This is a genomic window from Chromohalobacter canadensis (assembly GCF_034479555.1).
Lineage (GTDB): Bacteria > Pseudomonadota > Gammaproteobacteria > Pseudomonadales > Halomonadaceae > Chromohalobacter > Chromohalobacter canadensis.
The window spans coordinates 1,926,186-1,947,021 of sequence record NZ_CP140151.1 but is presented as its reverse complement, the minus strand read 5'-3'; the positions used below and the strand labels follow the sequence as shown (position 1 = coordinate 1,947,021).

The window sequence follows — 20,836 nt, the reverse complement described above, 5'->3', positions numbered from 1 at the left end:
TCTAAAGGCCCCGCGGACCGTCATTCGTCAGCGTGAAACGCTCAGCCTTCCAGCTCGATATCAATACCCAGCGAGCGGATTTCCTTCACCAATACGTTGAAGGATTCCGGCATGCCTGCCTGCATCGAGTGGTCGCCGTCGACGATGTTCTTGTACATCTTGGTGCGGCCTTCCACGTCGTCGGACTTGACGGTCAGCATTTCCTGCAAGGTATAGGCCGCGCCATAGGCTTCCAGCGCCCAGACCTCCATCTCACCGAAGCGTTGTCCGCCGAACTGCGCCTTGCCGCCCAGCGGTTGCTGGGTCACCAGCGAGTACGAGCCGGTGGAACGGGCGTGCATCTTGTCGTCGACCAGATGGTTGAGCTTGAGCATGTACATGTAGCCCACCGTCACGGAGCGATCGAAGGTTTCGCCCGTACGCCCATCGTAGAGCGTCATCTGTCCGGAATCCGGCAGGTTGCCCAAGCTCAGGAGATGCTTGATCTCATGCTCCTTGGCACCGTCGAAGACCGGCGTCGCCACCGGCACGCCATTGCGCAGATTCTTCGCCAGGGTGATGATCTCGTCATCGCTGAGCGAGTCGATATCCTCCTGGCGCGTCTCGGCGGTGTTGTACACCTGCCCCAAGAAGTCGCGAATCTCCGCCACCTGCTGCTGACGCGCCTCGCGCAACATCTCGTCGATCCTCACCCCGAGTCCCCAGGCAGCCATGCCCAGGTGGGTCTCGAGGATCTGCCCAACGTTCATGCGCGAGGGCACACCCAGTGGGTTGAGCACCACATCGACCGGTTCGCCATTGTCGTCGAACGGCATGTCCTCGACAGGCATGATCGACGAAATGACGCCCTTGTTACCGTGGCGACCAGCCATCTTGTCACCCGACTGGATGCGACGCTTCACGGCCAGGTAGACCTTGACGATCTTGAGCACGCCCGGCGCCAGATCATCGCCTTGAGTCAACTTACGCTTCTTGTCTTCGAAACGTTCGTCCATCTCTTTGCGACGTGTTTCTAGCTGCTCATCGGCCTGGGCCAAGAGCTCGTTGAGTGCCTCGTCCTGCATGCGCAGTTTGAACCACTGGCTGCGCGGCAGCTCGTCTAGATAGGCTTCATCGAGGACGTCGCCCTTCTTGAGCTTGGGACCGCCATTGACCGGCTGACCGAGCAATGTGCGCTTGAGGCGCTCAAAAGTGGCCTCTTCGGCGATGCGATAGGTTTCCTGAAGGTCCTTGCGCACCTCATCGAGCTGGCTTTGCTCGATGGACAGGGCGCGCGAATCTTTCTCGACGCCATCGCGGGTGAAGACCTGCACGTCGATGATCGTGCCCTTCATACCCGTCGGCGCGCGAAGCGAAGTATCCTTCACGTCGGACGCCTTCTCGCCGAAGATCGCGCGTAGCAGTTTCTCTTCCGGCGTCAGCTGGGTTTCGCCCTTGGGCGTGACCTTGCCGACCAGGATATCGCCGGGGCCGACCTCGGCACCGATGTAGACGATACCTGCTTCGTCGAGCTTACCAAGCGCTGCTTCACCGACGTTGGGAATGTCCGAGGAGATTTCCTCGGCGCCCAACTTGGTGTCGCGAGACACGCAGGTCAGCTCCTGAATGTGGATACTGGTGAAGCGGTCTTCCTCGACTACGCGCTCCGAGATAAGGATGGAATCCTCGAAGTTGTAGCCGTTCCACGGCATGAACGCCATGCGCATGTTCTGGCCCAGGGCCAGATCACCCATGTCGACGGAAGGTCCGTCGGCCAGGATATCGCCGCTTGCCACGGTGTCACCCGGGCGCACGATCGGACGCTGGTTCATGCAGGTGTTCTGGTTGGAACGCAGGTACTTGGTGAGATTGTAGATATCGACACCCGCTTCACCGCCGATGATCTCATCTTCGTTGATGCGTACCACGATACGCTTGGCATCGACCGAGTCGATCACCCCGCCGCGCCGTGCGACCGCGCAGACACCAGAGTCACGAGCCACGAAACGTTCCATGCCCGTACCGACCAGTGGCTTCTCGGCACGCAGGGTCGGAACGGCCTGACGCTGCATGTTCGAGCCCATCAAGGCACGGTTGGCGTCATCGTGCTCGAGGAACGGAATCAACGCTGCGGCCACGGACACCACCTGACGCGGCGACACGTCCATCAACGTGACCTTATCCGGCGCCATGAAGGTCGTCTCGCCTCTGTGACGTACCTGAACCAAGTCGTCTACCAGCTTGCCGTCCTCGTCCACCGTCGCCGACGCCTGGGCAATGATGAAGTCACCTTCCTCGATAGCCGAGAGATGCACGACCTCGTCGGTAACCTGACGATCACTCACCTTGCGATACGGCGTTTCCAGGAAGCCGTAGCTGTTGGTGTGACTGTAGGTGGCCAGCGAGTTGATCAGGCCAATGTTGGGCCCTTCCGGCGTTTCGATCGGGCACAGGCGCCCGTAGTGCGTGGCGTGGACGTCGCGCACTTCGAAGCCGGCACGTTCACGGGTCAGACCACCCGGCCCAAGCGCGGACACACGACGCTTGTGCGTGACCTCGGAAAGCGGGTTGTTCTGGTCCATGAACTGGGACAGCTGCGAGGAGCCGAAGAACTCCTTCACTGCGGCCGCTACCGGCTTGGCATTGATCAGGTCCTGCGGCATCAAGCCTTCGCTCTCCGCCATGGAGAGACGTTCCTTGACCGCACGCTCGACGCGCACCAGACCGACGCGGAACTGGTTTTCCGCCATCTCGCCGACGCAACGAATGCGGCGGTTACCCAGGTGGTCGATATCATCGACATCACCAAAGCCGTTGCGGATGTTGATCAGCTCGCTGAGAACATCGAGGATGTCCTGATTGTCGAGAATCCCGGAGCCGGTATCCCCTTCGCGACGCAGACGACGGTTGAACTTCATGCGACCGACGCCCGACAGGTCGTAGCGATCCTCGGTGAAGAACAAGTTGTGGAACAGCGTCTCGGCCGCTTCCTTGGTCGGCGGCTCCCCGGGGCGCATCATGCGATAGATCTCGACCAGCGCCTCGAGCTGAGAGCGCGTGGTGTCGATCTTCAGCGTATCGGAGACGAACGAGCCCGCGTCGAGATCGTTGGTGTACAACGTCTCAAGCGTAGTGATGCCCGCCTGGCCGAGCGTTTCAAGCAGCTCGGGAGTGATTTCCGTGTTGCATTCGCATACCAGCTCACCGGTATTCGGATCGACCTGATCCTTGGCCAGCGTCTTGCCGAACAGGTATTCCATCGGCACATCGAGGCGCTCGAGACCGGCCTTTTCCATCTGGCGAATATGCTTCTGGGTAATGCGACGACCTTCCTCGACGATGAGGTTGCCCTCGCCGTCCTGGATATCGAAGGTCGCCGTCTCACCACGCAGCCGTGACGGCACCAGCTCGACGCTGAAGCCCTTCTTCTCGACATGGAAGGTGCTGGTGTCGAAGAACGTCTCGAGGATCTCCTCGGCACTCATGCCCAACGCGCGCAGCAATACCGTGGCCGGCAGCTTGCGGCGACGGTCAATGCGGACGTAGACGTTGTCCTTGGGATCGAACTCGAAATCCAGCCATGAACCGCGATACGGGATGATTCGCGCAGAGTACAGCAGCTTGCCGGACGTGTGGCTCTTGCCTTTATCGTGGTCGAAGAACACACCCGGCGAGCGATGGAGCTGGGAGACGATGACACGTTCGGTACCATTGACAACGAAGGTACCGTTTTCAGTCATCAGGGGGATTTCCCCCATGTAGACTTCCTGCTCTTTAATGTCCTTGATCGCCTTGTTGGACGAGTCCTTATCGTAGATGATCAAGCGCACCTTGACCCGCAGCGGCGCCGAATAGGTCACGCCACGCAGCTGGCATTCCTTGACGTCGAAAGCCGAGGTGCCAAAACGGTAGCTGACATACTCGAGAGCGGCATTGCCGGAAAAGCTCTCGATAGGGAACACGGACTTGAAAGCAGCATGCAAGCCGACGTCGAGGCGTTCTTCGATCGCCCGGTCCTGCTGGAGGAAGTCGTAGTAGGAATCAAGCTGAATGGCCAGCAGGTAAGGCACATCCATCACTTGTGGCAGTTTGCCGAAATCCTTGCGGATGCGTTTTTTCTCAGTGTATGAGTAAGCCATCTGTATTCCCCAGCTTGTTCACCTTGGGTGACCGGTGCGTGGTCGGCGCCGCCTGAAGGGACTTCCCGTCAGGCGCTGACGGCAAGCCCTTGCGAGAGCTCGCCGTCGGAATTCGTCTAGTCAGACACGTGACATTCTGGCTAGCAGCAACAGAAAAAGGCCGGCAGCGGGAAAGCCCGCCGCCAGCCATGAAGCTTACGCAGCGCGTAAAGCCATGGTCACCGGAGTTACTTGAGTTCCACGGATGCGCCAGCTTCTTCCAACTTGGTCTTGGCTTCGTCGCCATCTTCCTTGGACATGCCTTCCTTGAGGGTTGCCGGGGCGCCATCGACGGCTGCCTTGGCTTCCTTGAGGCCCAGACCAGTGATCTCACGAACCACCTTGATGACGTTGACCTTCTTCTCACCAGCACTGGTCAGCACCAGGTCGAACTCGGTCTGTTCTTCAGCTTCTTCAGCTTCGCCACCACCCGGGCCAGCCACAACAGCGGCGGCCGCAGAAACACCGAACTTCTCTTCCATCGCAGAAACCAACTCTGCCACTTCCATGACAGACATTTCGGCGACGGCGTTGATGATATCTTCTTGAGTCAGTGCCATTGTCAAATTCCTAACTTTGCGGGAGCCTCATACCATGAGGGCTCATTGATACAGGGTTCATGCCAGTGCGGTTCAGCCTGCCCTTAGGCGGCTTCTTCCTGCTTCTGGTCACGCAACGCAGCGAGTGTACGAGCCAGCTTGCCAGCCGATGCTTCTTTCATGACGGACATCAGCTTGGCGATGGCTTCATCATGTGTCGGCAGCGTCGCCAGGCGGTCAAGACCGGAAGCCGGGATGAACTCGCCTTCGTATGCCAGCGCCTTAATCTCGAAATCTTTCTCATTCTTGGCAAACTCCTTGAACAAGCGAGCGGCAGCGCCCGGATGCTCATAGGAAAAGGCCAACATGGTCGGACCCGAGAACGTCTCGTTCAGGCACTCCCAAGGAGTACCTTCGAGGGCGCGGCGTGCCAACGTGTTGCGCACAACACGAACTTGCACGCCATTCTCGCGGGCCTGCTTGCGCAGTTCGGTCATGGCGCTTACCGCCACACCGCGAGAATCGGCAACGACGACGGAGAGCGCATCTTGTGCGGCTTCACTGACCTCGGCAACGATCGCTTTCTTGCCTTCGAGTGCTAATGGCACAGTGATCACTCCTTCGTACCGGACGCCTTTGGGGGCGTTCCAGTGGTTACCATCTCCCCCATCTTCGCTTGCCACGAGAGGGGGCCGGGGTGATGGTGCTCACCAGAATACTGGCGGCCACACCATCTGCGCAGGCGGCTTTTAAGCTCCATTAAGCCGTGCTTCCACTGAAGAAACACGACACCTGCGGTCTTTGACGGTGCCCCGCCGCCACGCCTAAGCGCTGTGTACGGGGACCGCAAAGTTACTGCCTTTTCCCGCGACTCACACGAACGGCGTGTGATCCACGGTCAACCCTGGCCCCATGGTAGTGGACAGGGTAATTTTCTTGAAGTAGATGCCCTTCGACGTACTCGGCTTGAGACGCTTGAGGTCACCGATCAATGCATCGAGGTTGCCCTTGATAGCATTGGCGTCGAAATCCACCTTACCGATAGCGGCATGGATGATGCCGTTCTTATCGGTACGGAAGCGCACCTGACCTGCCTTCGCGTTCTTCACGGCAGTGGCGACGTCCGGCGTTACGGTGCCGACCTTGGGGTTGGGCATAAGCCCACGCGGGCCGAGGATCTGACCCAACTGCCCAACGACACGCATGGCGTCCGGTGCGGCGACCACCACATCGAAATCCATATTGCCTTTCTTGACGTCTGCCGCTAACTCGTCCATTCCCACGATATCGGCACCGGCCTCTTTCGCGGCATCGGCAGCAGCGCCTTGCGCAAAGACAGCAACACGTGCGGTTTTGCCCGTACCGTTAGGCATGACGGTAGCGCCACGCACAACCTGGTCGGATTTACGCGGGTCAACGCCGAGATTGATCGATACTTCGACGGACTCTTTGAACTTGACCGCGGACACTTCTGACAACAAGGCAACAGCTTCTTCCAGGTTATACACCTTGGACTTGTCGACCTTTTCGTTGAGCATCTGCGCGCGCTTGGTAAGCTTGGCCATGATCAGAGACCCTCCACGTTGAGGCCCATGCTACGGGCACTGCCTGCGATAGTGCGGACAGCCGCATCAAGGTCGGAAGCCGTCAAATCGGGCTCCTTGGTCTTGGCAATCTCTTCCAGCTGCTCGCGCGTCACGGTACCGACCTTGGTCTTGTTCGGCACGCCAGAGCCAGACTTGATGCCCGCCGCTTTCTTCAACAGCACTGCTGCGGGCGGCGTCTTGGTGATGAACGTGAAGCTGCGGTCCGAATAGACCGTAATCACGACCGGCGTCGGGAGGCCCGGCTCGATATCCTGAGTTTCGGCGTTAAACGTCTTGCAAAACTCCATGATATTGACGCCGTGCTGACCCAGTGCGGGACCCACGGGGGGACTCGGATTGGCCTTACCCGCTGCGACCTGCAGCTTGATATAGGCCTGTACTTTTTTCGCCATGTTGGACTCCAGTTGGGTGGTAACGCCTTGCGGCTCCCCGTTTCAACGAGACCCTAAGGCCTCTACGGCATGCACCGGCTTCTACCGAGCCGGCGTCTTGAATTCAGTCTTTTTCGACCTGAGCGAACTCGAGCTCGACAGGGGTCGAGCGCCCGAAGATCAGCACGCTGACATGCAACCGGCTCTTCTCGTAGTTGACCTCTTCCACTACGCCGTTGAAGTCAGCAAAAGGCCCATCAACGACACGCACGGTTTCGCCTGGATCGAAGAGTGTCTTGGGACGCGGCTTGTCCGTACCGTCCTGCACACGACGCAAGATGCCATCGGCTTCTTTTTGCGTGATTGGCGCCGGCTTTTCCGGCGTACCGCCGATGAAGCCCATGACACGCGGCGTCTCATTCACCAGGTGCCAAGTGGCGTCGGTCATTTCCATCTCGACCAGCACATAGCCGGGATAGAACTTGCGCTCGCTCTTACGACGCTTGCCGTCACGCATCTCGACGACTTCTTCGGTCGGCACCAGAATTTCGCCAAACTGGTCTTCCATGCCATACATCTTGACGCGCTCATGGAGAGAACGCATCACATGCTTTTCAAAACCGGAGTAGGCGTGGACGACGTACCAACGCTTGGACATGAAAACTCCTAACCTATGATGCCGGACATGGCCCAGCCGAGAAGCGTATCGATCAGCCATAAAAGGATGCCGACCAATACTACGGCCACCAAGACAATCGCGGTAGTCTGGATTGTCTCAGGGCGCGTCGGCCACACTACACGCTGAATTTCCTTACGCGATCCGCGCGCCAACTCAGTCAGTGCACGCCCTTTGGTCGTAGTCAAGGCCACTGCCGCAGCGCCTACGCCAAGCACAACGACGCCCAGAACGCGATACAACAGCGCTTGATCGGCAAAATAAGCATTGCCTGCCACCGCTAGAGCGACAAGAACAATGGCAACCGCCCATCTGGCGGCATCGAAACGCGACCCTTGCACCTCGGCGCTTTGTTTCATGGAAAAGGAACTCCTAAAGGCGCGGCAAGCGTGACAAGAAATAATAAAGGAAGAACCAGCACTGAGGAAGGCTGGCAGGCCAGGAGGGAATCGAACCCCCAACCTGCGGTTTTGGAGACCGCTGCTCTGCCAATTGAGCTACTGGCCTATACTCTGCAACCTGACGCTTTACTGGTAGGCTTTTGCTACAGCGCGCGCCATGTTAGCTAACTACAACCAGGAAGGCAACCCAATTGTATCGCACCAAGACGAGAAGCGAGCCTCGCCCAATAATGGAGCTCATGGACGGATTTGAACCGTCGACCTCACCCTTACCAAGGGTGTGCTCTACCCCTGAGCTACATGAGCTTAACTTGGAGCGGGCAGCGGGGATCGAACCCGCATCATCAGCTTGGAAGGCTGAGGTTCTACCATTGAACTATGCCCGCCTGCCCACTCGTCGCTTGCGCCCTACGGGCTGGCGGTCAAGCATTTAATCTGGTGGAGGGGGAAGGATTCGAACCTTCGAAGCTTTCGCGGCAGATTTACAGTCTGCTCCCTTTGGCCACTCGGGAACCCCTCCAACGTGGCGACGAATTCTACGGAATTTGAGAATTGTGTCAAGCACTTAATTTACAATGCTTTTCTCTTTCCGTGATTCCGTCGACCCGAAACGCGCAGCATTGTGTCAAAGCAGCATTGAGAATGCAAGGCTGGCCCGGATTTTTTCCAGAGGGGGAACGGGCGGGGGTAGCGGCGCCCCAGCCAGCCGCCCAGCACGTTCCGCCGCTGTCAGCGGGTAGCATGCTTCAAGTCCGGCATAGACCATGTCTGGCCATACTGCATGTGGGATACGCAGCCCGCGTGACACCACCCGGGCATCCCCCCCGGTCAAGAGCAGTGGTAGTGCAACGCCCTCCCGATCACACACTTCGCTATAAATACGATTGACAGCGCTCACCGCCGACATATAAATCCCGTGATTGACCGCTTCGACCGTGTTGCACCCTGGTGCCAGTAACTCATCCGCTTCACTGTCAGGATCAATGGCCACATTACGCGTCCCCAGCTTGAGACTTTCTTTCATCAAGCGCAGCCCGGGGATGATATACCCGCCGAGATGGCGACCGCCGGGCAGTACAAAGTCCATCGTGATCGCGCTGCCGCAATCGACACTACAGCAGCCCCCAGTCAGCTGATAGCCGGCCAGCACCCCCATCCAGCGGTCAACACCAAGACGCCCGGGCTCATCATAGCCACAGCTTACCCCAAGCGCTTCTGGAGCCGAGCGCGCCACGTGCACCACACCGACCTGGCGTTGCAGTAATGTCACGGTATCGCGCAATACAGATTCTCGAGCGACGCTCGAGATACGCACAGCCTCTACGACATCGAGATCTGGTATGTCGGCACCAGGCCGCCACTCCTCCCGTGTCCAGACAGCCCCGCGCGAGCGAATTTCACTGCTTGCGACATCCTTCAGGCGCCACTTCGACAAGGTATTGCCGATATCGAGATCCAAAATCATGAGCGCGCGCGCAAGCTGATTTCACCACCGGCCAGTAGCCGGGCTTCGCCATTCACATTGACCTGCAAGTTCCCAGTGGCGTCCACACTCTCGGCCACAGCCGTATAGGCGTGCCCACCCTGAACGACATCCACCTCGAGCCCTGCATAGGCATTGCGACGATTCCAGGCATCACGCCACGGTTCGAAGCCATGCTGCTCGAAAAGAGGCAACATTCCCAGCAAGGCTTCCACCAACGATGCAGACAATTCATTACGCGTAATATCGGACCTCACGTCATTCAAGGCGGCAACGGGTTGGTCCACGCTATCTCGCACGGCGTCGGGCAGGGCGACATTGAGTCCAATGCCGATGACGACCTCGCAGGGACCGGCGACATCGCCACTCACTTCCAGAAGGATCCCGGCCAACTTCGCCGTGCTGCCATCACTCCGTTGCAACAACAGGTCATTGGGCCACTTAAGCGCTACAGGCACGGAGAGTCGCTCCAGCACTTCGGCCAGCACCACCCCCACAGCTAGGCTCAAGCCTTCCAGCGCCGACGCACCCTCATCGAAGCGCCACCCTAGCGAGAATAGCAAACCACTTCCCCAGGGACAGACCCAATGACGGCCACGCCGGCCACGCCCAGCGTCCTGGCTCTCCGCCAAGCACACCTCGGCATGCCCCGCTCCCTGCTGAAAGCGTTCACGCAAAAAAGTGTTGGTCGAAGGCAGCGCATCTTCAACGAACAGGCGAGTCAAATGATGACGAGGCTCCGCCGGCAGACGCTCGATGATAGCCGGCCCGGACAGCAGGTCCAACGGTGCGGCCAAACGATATCCTTGGCCTTTCACCGCCTCCCACTGCAGCCCTATTTTCTCCAGCTTCTTGAGCTGCTTCCAGACCGCCGTGCGTGAAACGCCCAGTTGCTCGCCCAATTTTTCGCCGGAGTGATACTCACCGTCGCTCAGCAGACGAATCAGATCACCAATCGTCATTCCGGTCATCCCCGTCGGGAAAAAACGACATTCTATCGAAATGCGGTTCAACAGGGGAGCGTGCCCGACCAAAGCGCAACAATTCGTTAGCGATGAGCAAGCATAAAAAAACCCCAGCTTCGCATGAAGCTGGGGTTTTAGAAGAAATGCCTGACGATGACCCGGCCGGCGCGCCGGGACCCGCCGTGGGGAAGCCCCTAAACGAGTGAACCCCGACCAATGGCCGGGGTCCGGAATAAATGCCTGACGATGACCTACTCTCGCATGGGGAAGCCCCACACTACCATCGGCGCTAAGCGGTTTCACTGCTGAGTTCGGCATGGGATCAGGTGGGACACGCTCGCTATGGTCGTCAGGCGAAACGGGTGTCATGGCCCGTCGGGCCACAACGCAATCGGGAATAAGCTGACGCGATCGTCTCTCACGCATCCGGGATCGGCTCGTCACCAGACCCTTTGGGTGTTATATGGTCAAGCCTCACGGGCCATTAGTACACGTTAGCTCAACGCCTTGCAGCGCTTCCACACCGTGCCTATCAACCAGCTGGTCTCGCTGGGCCCTTCAGGAGGCTCGAGGCCTCGGGGAGATCTCATCTTGAAGGGGGCTTCCCGCTTAGATGCTTTCAGCGGTTATCCCGTCCGCACATAGCTACCCGGCAATGCCACTGGCGTGACAACCGGAACACCAGAGGTGCGTCCACTCCGGTCCTCTCGTACTAGGAGCAGCCCTTCTCAAATCTCCAACGCCCACGGCAGATAGGGACCGAACTGTCTCACGACGTTCTAAACCCAGCTCGCGTACCACTTTAAATGGCGAACAGCCATACCCTTGGGACCGACTTCAGCCCCAGGATGTGATGAGCCGACATCGAGGTGCCAAACACCGCCGTCGATGTGAACTCTTGGGCGGTATCAGCCTGTTATCCCCGGAGTACCTTTTATCCGTTGAGCGATGGCCCTTCCATACAGAACCACCGGATCACTAGAACCTGCTTTCGCACCTGCTCGACGTGTCTGTCTCGCAGTCAAGCACCCTTATGCTCTTGCACTCGATGCACGATTTCCAACCGTGCTGAGGGTACCTTCGTGCTCCTCCGTTACGCTTTGGGAGGAGACCGCCCCAGTCAAACTACCCACCACACACTGTCCTCGACCCGGATAACGGGCCCAAGTTAGAACGCCAATGATGCCAGGCTGGTATTTCAAGGGTGGCTCCCCTGGGACTGGCGTCCCAGGTTCCAAGCCTCCCAGCTATCCTACACAAGCAACATCAGCATCCAGTGTGAAGCTATAGTAAAGGTTCACGGGGTCTTTCCGTCTAGCCGCGGGGACACCGCATCTTCACGGCGATTTCAATTTCACTGAGTCTCGGGTGGAGACAGCGTGGCCATCATTACGCCATTCGTGCAGGTCGGAACTTACCCGACAAGGAATTTCGCTACCTTAGGACCGTTATAGTTACGGCCGCCGTTTACCGGGGCTTCGATCAAGCGCTTCGCCGGAGCTAACGCCATCAATTAACCTTCCGGCACCGGGCAGGCGTCACACCCTATACGTCCGCTTACGCGTTAGCAGAGTGCTGTGTTTTTAATAAACAGTTGCAGCCACCTGGTATCTTCGACCGGCTCGAGCTCAGGACGCGAAGTCCGTCACCCTATGCCGGCGCACCTTCTCCCGAAGTTACGGTGCCATTTTGCCTAGTTCCTTCACCCGAGTTCTCTCAAGCGCCTTGGGATTCTCACCCTGACCACCTGTGTCGGTTTGGGGTACGGTCGCATGTGATCTGAAGCTTAGAGGCTTTTCCTGGAAGCGTGGCATCGATGACTTCCAGACCGTAGTCTGTTCGTCTCGCCTCTCGGCCTTGAGGATCCGGATTTCCCTGAACCCTCGGCCTACCGGCTTTCACCAGGACAACCAACGCCTGGCTCACCTAGCCTTCTTCGTCCCCCCATCGCAATCACATCCGGTACGGGAATATTAACCCGTTTCCCATCGACTACGCCTTTCGGCCTCGCCTTAGGGGCCGACTCACTCTGCTCCGATTGACGTCGAACAGAAACCCTTGGTCTTCCGGCGTGCGGGGTTTTCACCCGCATTATCGTTACTCATGTCAGCATTCGCACTCGTGATATCTCCAGCGCGCTTCTCAACGCCCCTTCACAGACTTACACGACGCTCCTCTACCACTCATCCAGAGGATGAGTCCGTAGCTTCGGCACCTGGTTTGAGCCCCGTTACATCTTCCGCGCAGGCCGACTCGACTAGTGAGCTATTACGCTTTCTTTAAAGGATGGCTGCTTCTAAGCCAACCTCCTAGCTGTCTAAGCCTTCCCACATCGTTTCCCACTTAACCAGAATTTGGGGGCCTTAGCTGACGGTCTGGGTTGTTTCCCTTTTCACAACGGACGTTAGCACCCGCTGTGTGTCTCCCACGCTGCACTCATCGGTATTCGGAGTTTGCCTCGGGTTGGTAAGCCGGGATGGCCCCCTAGCCGAAACAGTGCTCTACCCCCGACGGTGATACGTGAGGCGCTACCTAAATAGCTTTCGAGGAGAACCAGCTATCTCCGGGCTTGATTAGCCTTTCACTCCGATCCACAGCTCATCCCAGCATTTTTCAACATACTTGGGTTCGAGCCTCCAGTCAGTGTTACCTGACCTTCACTCTGGCCATGGATAGATCGCCCGGTTTCGGGTCTATATCCAGCGACTCTTCGCCCTGTTAAGACTCGGTTTCCCTACGCCTCCCCTAGTCGGTTAAGCTCGCCACTGAATATAAGTCGCTGACCCATTATACAAAAGGTACGCGGTCACAGAACGCATCTGCTCCCACTGCTTGTACGCATACGGTTTCAGGATCTATTTCACTCCCCTCGCCGGGGTTCTTTTCGCCTTTCCCTCACGGTACTGGTTCACTATCGGTCAGCCAGGAGTATTTAGCCTTGGAGGATGGTCCCCCCGTCTTCAGTCAAGGTTTCACGTGCCCCGACCTACTCGATTTCACCAATGCGGGTTTTCGGTTACGGGGCTATCACCCACTATGGCCGGCCTTTCCAGGCCGTTCACCTAACCGTGCATTGACTTAAGGGCTAGTCCCCGTTCGCTCGCCGCTACTGAGGGAATCTCGGTTGATTTCTTTTCCTCGGGGTACTTAGATGTTTCAGTTCCCCCGGTTCGCCTCCCAACCCCTATGAATTCAGGGTGGGATACCCAGCTGATGCTGGGTGGGTTTCCCCATTCAGAAATGCCCGGGTCGTAGGTTGTTTGCCACCTCACCGAGCCTTATCGCAGGCTACAACGTCTTTCATCGCCTCTGGCTGCCTAGGCATCCACCGTATGCGCTTCATCGCTTGACCATATAACCCCAAAGGGTCTGGCCTGGCGACGATCACGATTTTGCCGGATACGCTTGAGACGTATCGTCTTGCTTTGTCAGCTTATTCCACATTGTTAAAGAGCATTAGAGCAAAAGCTCTAAGCGATAGGCTTTGCGAGAAAGCATACGGCTTAGGGCTTGATTGATATCGACTGTCGGGATGGTGGAGCCTACCGGGCGGTGCGACGATTCGCTCGAACCGGTGACTTCCTGTTGGCATCCATCCTGTAAATGGTGGAGCCTACCGGGATCGAACCGGTGACCTCCTGCGTGCAAGGCAGGCGCTCTCCCAGCTGAGCTAAGGCCCCAACAAGATCATTTCAGTCAAGACAAGGCATGTTGAGGCGACGCCTAGCCTGCTAGGCGAGTCTCGACATAACGCTGTCGTGGCTGAAATTTGGTGGGTCTGGGCAGACTTGAACTGCCGACCTCACCCTTATCAGGGGTGCGCTCTAACCAACTGAGCTACAGACCCGGCTTACCACTGGGTCCAGGACCCAAACAGTCGTTGCTCTGCGCGATCAGGTAATTCATTGTGAGCGCTTACCCAGGGGGGATGCGCGGTCGTTTAAGGAGGTGATCCAGCCGCAGGTTCCCCTACGGCTACCTTGTTACGACTTCACCCCAGTCATGAACCACACCGTGGTGATCGCTCTCCCGAGGGTTAAGCTAACCACTTCTGGTGCAGTCCACTTCCATGGTGTGACGGGCGGTGTGTACAAGGCCCGGGAACGTATTCACCGTGCCATTCTGATGCACGATTACTAGCGATTCCGACTTCGCGGAGTCGAGTTGCAGACTCCGATCCGGACTGAGACCGGCTTTTCGGGATTAGCTTCAGCTCGCGCTTTCGCAACCCTTTGTACCGGCCATTGTAGCACGTGTGTAGCCCTACCCGTAAGGGCCATGATGACTTGACGTCGTCCCCACCTTCCTCCGGTTTGTCACCGGCAGTCTCCCTAGAGTTCCCGACCGAATCGCTGGCAAATAGGGACAAGGGTTGCGCTCGTTACGGGACTTAACCCAACATTTCACAACACGAGCTGACGACAGCCATGCAGCACCTGTCTCTGCGCTCCCGAAGGCACCCCGGAATCTCTTCCGGGTTCGCAGGATGTCAAGGGTAGGTAAGGTTCTTCGCGTTGCATCGAATTAAACCACATGCTCCACCGCTTGTGCGGGCCCCCGTCAATTCATTTGAGTTTTAACCTTGCGGCCGTACTCCCCAGGCGGTCGACTTATCGCGTTAACTGCGCCACTAAGTCCTCAAGGGACCCAACGGCTAGTCGACATCGTTTACGGCGTGGACTACCAGGGTATCTAATCCTGTTTGCTACCCACGCTTTCGCACCTCAGCGTCAGTGTCAGTCCAGAAGGCCGCCTTCGCCACTGGTATTCCTCCCGATCTCTACGCATTTCACCGCTACACCGGGAATTCTACCTTCCTCTCCTGCACTCTAGCCTGCCCGTTCCGGATGCCGTCCCCAGGTTGAGCCCGGGGCTTTCACACCCGGCGTGACACGCCGCCTACGCGCGCTTTACGCCCAGTAATTCCGATTAACGCTTGCACCCTCCGTATTACCGCGGCTGCTGGCACGGAGTTAGCCGGTGCTTCTTCTGCGAGTGATGTCGTCCGTACCGGGTATTGGCCGGCACGCTTTCTTCCTCGCTGAAAGTGCTTTACAACCCGAAAGCCTTCTTCACACACGCGGCATGGCTGGATCAGGCTTTCGCCCATTGTCCAATATTCCCCACTGCTGCCTCCCGTAGGAGTCCGGGCCGTGTCTCAGTCCCGGTGTGGCTGATCATCCTCTCAGACCAGCTACGGATCGTCGCCTTGGTAAGCCGTTACCTTACCAACAAGCTAATCCGACATAGGCTCATCCAATCGCGCGAGGTCCGAAGAGCCCCCGCTTTCTCCCGTAGGACGTATGCGGTATTAGCCTGAGTTTCCTCAGGTTATCCCCCACGACTGGGTAGATTCCTATGCATTACTCACCCGTCCGCCGCTCGACGCCTCCTAGCAAGCTAGGATCGTTTCCGCTCGACTTGCATGTGTTAGGCCTGCCGCCAGCGTTCAATCTGAGCCATGATCAAACTCTTCAGTTGAAAGTCTGATAGTCCGTTGAGCGGACCAAACTTGGTTCAAGACTAAAACGTTCTCAAAAAGATCCGAAGATCCTTGACGAGTCGTTTGCCTTGATAGGTCGTGACTGGCACCCCTATCCTGAGCAAACGCCCACATGAATTACCTGATCGATTGTTAAAGAGCTGCTTGCGTGTGCCCGTTGGGCGCCTCGCAAGGAAGGCGTATTCTACCGAAAGCGCCGTGATTGTCAAGGCGCTAGCCGAGGTGACAATCGCTGACATCGCCTTGAACCGCGGCGTTGTCAGGGGCCTTTCGAGGTGCGGCGCATTTTACCGAATCCGGCGTCACTGTCAAGCGAGAAAACCAACCAACGATTCGAATTTCTCAAGCAAGTCAGCCACTTGCGCTACCCTTCCACCGCTGGCCACGAGGTCCGTCGCCGGCAGCGGATGCGTACTTTACGGACCTGCCGGCGCGAACGCAAGGGATTTTTACACGGATAAAACGTGGCGCTTGGCCCTACCCCAAAATCACCCGCGCATAACGCTTTTTACCCGCCTGGATGACATAACTTCGACCAGTGGCAAGCATATGATCGCGTGCCACGACATCGCCATCGACCTTGACGCGGCCATTGCCCAGCATGTCCTTGGCCTGGGCGCTATTGTTGGCCAGCCCCGAGCGGTTGAGCACCGCAGCAATCGGCGCTTGCTCGCCTTCGAACATTACCTCGACCTCTGGCAGGTCTTCCGGCAGCTCACCTTCCGCCAACTGGTTGCCCGCCGACTTGTGCGCATTAGCGGCAGCCTCATCACCGTGATAGCGCCCGATCAACTCACGCGCCAGTTCCATCTTGATATCACGCGGATTGGCACCTGACTCGATGGACCGACGGATTTTTTCTATCTCGTCGTTGGACTTCAGTGACAGCAGTTCGAAGTAACGCCACATCAGGCTATCAGGCATCGATACCAGCTTGTTGAACATCACTCCTGGCGTATCGTCGACCCCGACATAGTTGCCCAGAGACTTGGACATTTTCTGTACGCCGTCTAGCCCTTCCAGCAGCGGCATGGTCATGACCACCTGCGGCGCCTGACCGAAATGCTTCTGGATCTCGCGCCCCATCAGCAGGTTGAACTTCTGATCGGTGCCGCCTAGCTCGATATCGGCCTCAAGCGCCACCGAGTCGTAGCCCTGTACCAAGGGATACAGGAACTCGTGAATCGAGATCGACTGATTGGCCGTATAACGCTTCTCGAAATCGTCGCGCTCCAGCATCCGTGCCACGGTGGACTGCGCCGCCAGCTCGATCATGTCGGCCGCGGAAAGCTGGCTCATCCACTCGGCGTTGAAGCGCACTTCCGTCAGTGCCGGGTCGAGGACCTTGAACACCTGCTCTTTATAGGTCTCCGCATTAGCCTTGACCTCTTCTTCGGTCAGCGGCTTGCGCGTCACGTTCTTCCCTGTGGGGTCGCCGATACGTCCCGTGAAGTCGCCGATCAGGAACACTACCTGATGACCCAGATCCTGAAACTGGCGCATCTTGGTCAGCAACACGCTATGCCCTAGGTGAAGATCCGGCGCAGTAGGATCGAAGCCCGCCTTGATACGCAGCTTACGGCCGGACTCGAGTTTTTTAACCAACTCGTCTTCCAGCAGGATTTCATGGGTACCACGCTTGAGCAGCGCCAGCGCATCAGCGACGTCGGTCATCGTATCCTCTCTCCGCAAATAGAGTGTCTTGGGCAATAACGGGGAATGTTAGCATGACTCTTCGACGGCGGTTGAGCGCCCCGGCACATGGAGATGAACATGCCCCTTTATATCGGCCTGATGTCCGGCACCAGCTTGGATGGCATCGACGCCGCCCTGGTGCGTTGTGGTGATGGCCGCCCCGAATGGCTGGATGCCACTGGGGTGGCCTTTCCCGCCGCGCTGCGCGAGGACCTGCTTGCCTTATGTCTCGCCCGCGACACCACCTTCGCGGAGTTGGCCCGGCTTGAGACTGCCTTCTGCGAACAGCAGGCCGAGGCAGTCAATCGCCTGCTCAAGAAGACCGGCACCTCACCTGGCGACATCGCCGCCATCGGCAGCCACGGGCAGACCATCGAACACGCCCCCGAGGGCACACCGCCGCATACTTATCAGCTCGACAACCCCAGCCTGCTCGCCGAGCTGACCGGCTGCGCGGTGGTCGGCGATTTTCGGCGCCGCGATATGGCCGCTGGTGGACAAGCCGCGCCGCTCGCGCCGGCCTTTCATGCCGCGCTTTTTACCTCCCCCGCACATACGCGCTTGATCCTCAACCTCGGTGGCATCGCCAACCTCACGCGTCTTCCTCCGAGTGGCGACCCGGCCCCCGTGCTCGGTTTCGACACCGGCCCCGCCAACATGCTGATGGATGCTTGGTGCCAGCACCACCTGGGCCACACCTACGACGCCGATGGCGCCTGGGCCGCCGGCGGCCGCGTCGACGAGGCTTTGCTCTCGCGCCTCCTGGATGATGCCTATTTTCGGCGCCCGCCGCCCAAGAGCACCGGGCGCGAGCATTTTCATCTCGACTGGTTAGCGACGCATCTCACGGGTGACGAAGCGCCCCAAGACGTTCAAGCGACGCTCGCCGAACTGACCGCCGCCAGCATCGCCATGGGCGTCGCCCAAAGCAGCGAACACTCGGACGCGTATTGCGACGCGCTCATCCCCTGCGGAGGCGGCGCCCACAATGCAGACCTCCTGACACGCATTCAGCGCTACCTGCCCGAGATCCCGCTGACGCCTTGCGAGCATTTCGGCTGGTCAGCGGACTGGCTGGAAGCCGGTGCTTTCGCCTGGCTTGCCCATCAGCGCCTCGTTCAGCGCCCCGGCAACCTGCCCGAGGTCACGGGCGCACGCGGTTACCGCGTGCTGGGCGGTCTCTATGCACCGTGAAGGTTCATTCATCGTCGCCTTTAAGGGTAAAACGCTCGGCGGCATCGCTGGCGCGTGCCAATTGCGGGCTATCGGCATCGCCATAATCGATGCGCAACCGCAGATCATTAGCTGAGTCGGCATGCACCAATGCCATCTTTTCGCTGATGCACCCTTGCCGATAGAGTGCATATAGCGCCTGATCGAAGGTCTGCATTCCCTGGTCGTGGGAGCGCTGCATGACCTCCTTGAGGTCGTGAATCGCCCCCTTGCGGATAAGATCACTGACCAGCGGCGAACGCAGCATCACTTCGACCGCCGCACATCGCCCCTCGCCATCCTCACGGGGCAACAACCGCTGGGCAACGATGGCCTGCAAATTGAGCGATAGGTCCATCCACACCTGTTCGTGGCGCTCGCTGGGGAAGAAATGCTGAATCCGCTCCAGCGCCTGATTGGCGTTGTTGGCATGCAGCGTCGCCAGACACAGATGACCGGTCTCGGCAAACGTCAACGCATGCTCCATGATCTCGCGCGAGCGGACCTCACCGATCATGATCACATCGGGCGCCTGACGCAGCGCATTCTTGAGCGCCACCTCGAAGGATTCGGTATCGATGCCCACCTCACGCTGATTGATAATCGCGCGGCCATGCGGGTGAATGTATTCGATGGGATCCTCGATACTGATGACATGCCCGCCGGTCGTCTGATTGCGATGCTGAATCATCGACGCCAGCGTGGTCGACTTGCCACTGCCTGTGCCACCGACGATGAACACCAGGCCACGCTTGCGATTGACCAGCTCACTCAAGGCATCCGGCAACGCCAGGCTCGCCAAGTCAGGAATATCGAAGGCAATGCGGCGCACGACCATCGCCATCTGGCTGCGCTGATAGAAGGCACTCACGCGAAAGCGCCCCTTGCCCTGCAGGCTGAGCGCGAAGTTGGCCTCACGTTCGGCCTCGAAACGCTCACCCACGCCCTGAGGCAGCGCCGCCGAGACCAACTCGTGCACCTGCGCCACCGACATCGCCTGCTCGCCCAGCGTGACCAGCTCGCCATTGATCTTGAGACTCGGCGGCGCCCCGGTCGAAATCAGCAGGTCGGAGGCCTGCTTGTCGAGCATGATATCCAGCAGTTGCGTCAGCCACTCGTATGGCGTCATTCGCGTTCTCCTTCGCGACTGTCGATTGGTGCCAGGCTTACATGCCCAGCACGCGCCCATCCTTCGCCTTGGCCTGCGCCTCGGCGCGCGAGACGACATCCTGCGCCACCAAGCGCGAAAGAGCCGCATCCAGTGTCTGCATGCCTAGGCTGCCGCCGGTCTGGATCGAGGAATACATCTGCGCCAGCTTGTTCTCGCGTATCAAGTTACGCACCGCCGCGCTGGCCACCAGGATCTCGTGGGCCGCCACGCGCCCGCCACCCTCACGCTTGAGCAGGACCTGCGAGATCACCCCTTGCAACGACTCGGACAACATCGAACGCACCATGCTTTTCTCGTCGCCCGGGAACACATCGATGATGCGATCCACAGTCTTGGCCGCCGAGGTGGTATGCAAGGTACCGAACACCAGGTGCCCGGTTTCGGCGGCGGTCAGCGCCAGACGGATGGTCTCCAGGTCGCGCAACTCGCCGACCAGAATCACGTCGGGGTCCTCGCGCAGCGCCGAACGCAACGCCGTGGCGAAGCTGCGCGTATCGCGATGCAATTCGCGCTGATTGACGAGACTGCGTTTGCTGCGATGCACGAACTCTACTGGATCCTCGATGGTCAGCACATGTTGATAGTAGTTTTCGTTGACGTAGTCGATCATCGCCGCCAAGGTCGTACTCTTGCCCGACCCGGTAGGCCCCGTCACCAGCACCAACCCGCGCGGCAGCGAGGCCAGGCGTCGAAACACATCGCCCAGGTCCAGGTCATCCAGGGTGAGAACTTCGCTGGGAATGGTACGGAAGACAGCGCCCGCGCCGCGCCCCTGGTGGAAGACGTTGACACGGAAACGCGCCACCCCCGGCACCTCGAACGAGAAATCATGCTCGAGCGCCTCTTCATAGTCGCGGCGCTGTTGATCGTTCATGATCGCGTAGATCAACTTGCGAACGTCACGATCCTCGATCGGCGGCACGTTGAGCCGGCGAATATCGCCGTCGACGCGAATCATTGGCGGCAAACCGGCGGACAGATGCAGATCAGACGCCTTCTGTTTTGCCGAGAACGCCAGCAATTCGATAATATCCATGCATTTCTCTCGCTCGCGGA

Annotated in this window: 13 protein-coding genes, 6 tRNA genes and 3 rRNA genes; 1 reads left to right on the top strand and 21 read right to left on the bottom strand. The window is 58.6% G+C overall.

Annotated features, from left to right (window positions below):
• Window positions 1-41: 41 nt before the first annotated feature.
• The 19 genes from rpoB to tyrS all read right to left on the bottom strand — a co-directional run bounded on the left by rpoB (window position 42) and on the right by tyrS (window position 17,376).
• Window positions 42-4,118 (bottom strand): DNA-directed RNA polymerase subunit beta, encoded by a 4,077-nt coding sequence (gene rpoB, locus SR908_RS09285; protein WP_246924415.1) that lies wholly within the window; start codon window positions 4,116-4,118, stop codon window positions 42-44.
• A gap of 227 nt (window positions 4,119-4,345) precedes the next feature.
• On the bottom strand, window positions 4,346-4,717 hold the full coding sequence (rplL, locus tag SR908_RS09280; protein WP_040239438.1) for a 50S ribosomal protein L7/L12: 372 nt from the start codon (window positions 4,715-4,717) through the stop codon (window positions 4,346-4,348).
• A gap of 83 nt (window positions 4,718-4,800) precedes the next feature.
• Complete coding sequence (gene rplJ / locus SR908_RS09275) at window positions 4,801-5,304, bottom strand: 50S ribosomal protein L10 (RefSeq protein ID WP_097024037.1); 504 nt, start codon at window positions 5,302-5,304, stop codon at window positions 4,801-4,803.
• A gap of 264 nt (window positions 5,305-5,568) precedes the next feature.
• Window positions 5,569-6,261: a 50S ribosomal protein L1 gene (gene rplA / locus SR908_RS09270; protein WP_097024038.1), complete on the bottom strand. Its 693-nt coding sequence runs from the start codon at window positions 6,259-6,261 to the stop codon at window positions 5,569-5,571.
• A gap of 2 nt (window positions 6,262-6,263) precedes the next feature.
• Complete coding sequence (gene rplK, locus SR908_RS09265) at window positions 6,264-6,695, bottom strand: 50S ribosomal protein L11 (protein ID WP_040239445.1); 432 nt, start codon at window positions 6,693-6,695, stop codon at window positions 6,264-6,266.
• A 103-nt stretch (window positions 6,696-6,798) separates the two neighbouring features.
• On the bottom strand, window positions 6,799-7,332 hold the full coding sequence (gene nusG, locus SR908_RS09260) for a transcription termination/antitermination protein NusG (RefSeq protein ID WP_040239448.1): 534 nt from the start codon (window positions 7,330-7,332) through the stop codon (window positions 6,799-6,801).
• 8 nt (window positions 7,333-7,340) lie between these two features.
• Window positions 7,341-7,709: a preprotein translocase subunit SecE gene (gene secE, locus SR908_RS09255; protein ID WP_246924412.1), complete on the bottom strand. Its 369-nt coding sequence runs from the start codon at window positions 7,707-7,709 to the stop codon at window positions 7,341-7,343.
• A gap of 72 nt (window positions 7,710-7,781) precedes the next feature.
• Window positions 7,782-7,857: transfer RNA gene (locus SR908_RS09250), tRNA-Trp, on the bottom strand.
• Window positions 7,858-7,982: 125 nt separating this feature from the next.
• Window positions 7,983-8,057: transfer RNA gene (locus SR908_RS09245), tRNA-Thr, on the bottom strand.
• Window positions 8,058-8,063: 6 nt separating this feature from the next.
• A tRNA-Gly gene (locus SR908_RS09240) sits at window positions 8,064-8,137 on the bottom strand.
• Window positions 8,138-8,187: 50 nt separating this feature from the next.
• Window positions 8,188-8,271, bottom strand: a tRNA-Tyr gene (locus SR908_RS09235).
• A 105-nt stretch (window positions 8,272-8,376) separates the two neighbouring features.
• The gene (locus tag SR908_RS09230; protein WP_097024040.1) at window positions 8,377-9,216 is read right to left on the bottom strand and encodes a type III pantothenate kinase; all 840 of its coding nucleotides are present in this window, start codon (window positions 9,214-9,216) and stop codon (window positions 8,377-8,379) included.
• Window positions 9,213-10,196: a biotin--[acetyl-CoA-carboxylase] ligase gene (locus tag SR908_RS09225; protein WP_097024041.1), complete on the bottom strand. Its 984-nt coding sequence runs from the start codon at window positions 10,194-10,196 to the stop codon at window positions 9,213-9,215. Before SR908_RS09225 ends, SR908_RS09230 begins: the two co-directional genes overlap by 4 nt.
• A 241-nt stretch (window positions 10,197-10,437) precedes the next feature.
• Window positions 10,438-10,553: ribosomal RNA gene (rrf, locus tag SR908_RS09220) — 5S ribosomal RNA — on the bottom strand.
• Window positions 10,554-10,662: 109 nt separating this feature from the next.
• Window positions 10,663-13,551, bottom strand: a 23S ribosomal RNA gene (locus SR908_RS09215).
• Between the two features lie 252 nt (window positions 13,552-13,803).
• Window positions 13,804-13,879: transfer RNA gene (locus SR908_RS09210), tRNA-Ala, on the bottom strand.
• A gap of 90 nt (window positions 13,880-13,969) precedes the next feature.
• A tRNA-Ile gene (locus SR908_RS09205) sits at window positions 13,970-14,046 on the bottom strand.
• Between the two features lie 94 nt (window positions 14,047-14,140).
• Window positions 14,141-15,680 (bottom strand): 16S ribosomal RNA (locus tag SR908_RS09200).
• The 16S, 23S and 5S rRNA genes sit together here with 2 tRNA genes alongside, the layout of an rRNA operon.
• 499 nt (window positions 15,681-16,179) lie before the next feature.
• Complete coding sequence (tyrS, locus tag SR908_RS09195; protein ID WP_246924019.1) at window positions 16,180-17,376, bottom strand: tyrosine--tRNA ligase; 1,197 nt, start codon at window positions 17,374-17,376, stop codon at window positions 16,180-16,182.
• Between the two features lie 99 nt (window positions 17,377-17,475).
• Between tyrS and SR908_RS09190 the strand changes: the two genes are divergently transcribed.
• Window positions 17,476-18,591: an anhydro-N-acetylmuramic acid kinase gene (locus SR908_RS09190; protein ID WP_246924023.1), complete on the top strand. Its 1,116-nt coding sequence runs from the start codon at window positions 17,476-17,478 to the stop codon at window positions 18,589-18,591.
• Between the two features lie 4 nt (window positions 18,592-18,595).
• Here the strand turns inward: SR908_RS09190 and SR908_RS09185 are convergent, their stop codons facing one another.
• Entirely contained in the window at window positions 18,596-19,738 is a 1,143-nt protein-coding gene (locus SR908_RS09185) for a PilT/PilU family type 4a pilus ATPase (RefSeq protein ID WP_246924026.1), read from the bottom strand.
• A gap of 37 nt (window positions 19,739-19,775) precedes the next feature.
• Window positions 19,776-20,816: a type IV pilus twitching motility protein PilT gene (locus SR908_RS09180; RefSeq protein WP_097021298.1), complete on the bottom strand. Its 1,041-nt coding sequence runs from the start codon at window positions 20,814-20,816 to the stop codon at window positions 19,776-19,778.
• Between the last annotated feature and the right edge of the window lie 20 nt (window positions 20,817-20,836).